This is a genomic window from Oscillibacter sp. CU971 (assembly GCF_905219725.1).
Lineage (GTDB): Bacteria > Bacillota > Clostridia > Oscillospirales > Oscillospiraceae > Oscillibacter.
The window spans coordinates 1-1,195 of sequence record NZ_CAJMXG010000539.1 but is presented as its reverse complement, the minus strand read 5'-3'; the positions used below and the strand labels follow the sequence as shown (position 1 = coordinate 1,195).

Annotated in this window: 1 tRNA gene; it reads right to left on the bottom strand. The window is 46.2% G+C overall.

Annotation, left to right across the window (positions count from 1 at the left end):
* Positions 1 to 694 precede the first annotated feature (694 nt).
* Positions 695 to 771, bottom strand: a tRNA-Arg gene (locus tag JX325_RS17240).
* Positions 772 to 1,195: the final 424 nt, after the last annotated feature.

Here is a 1,195-nt window from a genome sequence, read left to right as displayed (position 1 = left end):
TTCCTCCGTTGTCAACCCCTTTTTACATCTTTTTTTGACTTTATCTTCTCCTTATTCCTAACTTAATGACATTACTTTCAGTCAGTCCTATCCGGCACATCCTGGCGCAGCGGCAAAACGGCTCACGGCAATGGGAATGTGCCTGATGAATGGGTATGAAGTTTTCAAAGTGCAAACCCATCCACCGCACAAGCGGGGAACGGGTGAAGGGCTTTCCGTTGCCTTTCACCTAATGCACTGAAAACAGGGGGGTGTAGGGGTTGAAATTCAAAATTTTTCAAAAAAAGTTTTTTTAACGAAAAAACGAAAAAGGGAGCTGCCATCACTGACAACTCCCTTGGGCCATTTACACTTGTCTACAACGTTGAACTCAAATCGTCCGCATTTGAAATTAGCAGAATTGCGAGGGACTTTTTTCTCGAATTAGCAGGAGGTCAGTTTTTAGCCCTGAAAAAGCAAAATCCCTGCTAATTTTATTAGCAGGGAGCCGGAAATAGATATTTGTGGCAAAACAGAAAGGACTTGCCCTTTTCTGATACGCATATGGGTTGGGTGAAGTCTGCTAATAGGCTTGCTAATAAGCCTTATCGTCAAAGTGCAGGTTTCCTCCCCAATGCCAATAGATTTTTAGAAAGAAAAAAGCGCCAATTTCTTGATTTTCAAATCGAAAACCGAACGAAATTGACACTCTCTCTGGCACCCTCGACGCGATTCGAACGCGTGGCCTTCCGCTTAGGAGGCGGACGCTCTATCCAGCTGAGCTACGAGGGCATATTGACTTGTACGAGTTTACTTGAACGACGTGCCATCTGCATCAGACGAAAAAAGCAGATGAACCTATGTGTGCTTAGGAGGCGGTCGCTCTATCCAACTGAGCTACGGAAACATTTATAAAAACTATGAAATTGTGGAACTCGCAACATTTTCCTTGCCCTCCCAAGGCGAGCGTTGGAACACTTTCTTTGGGAGGGAGGTGCTCTATCCTGCTGAGCTACTGGCGCATAAAAAGTATCTTCCCTTTTCGCTTCTTCGTCCCACGGAGCCGCAAGGGCGGATAACGCTTCTATTCTACCCGCTTTCCCCCCGCCTGTCAATCCCAAATCTAAGACTCTCACCCTGGGCAAGTTGTATATTGAAAATGGACAGTCGGACAAGCCATGTCCGGCTGTTTTTTCAGCCCTGCCCGAATGCGGTC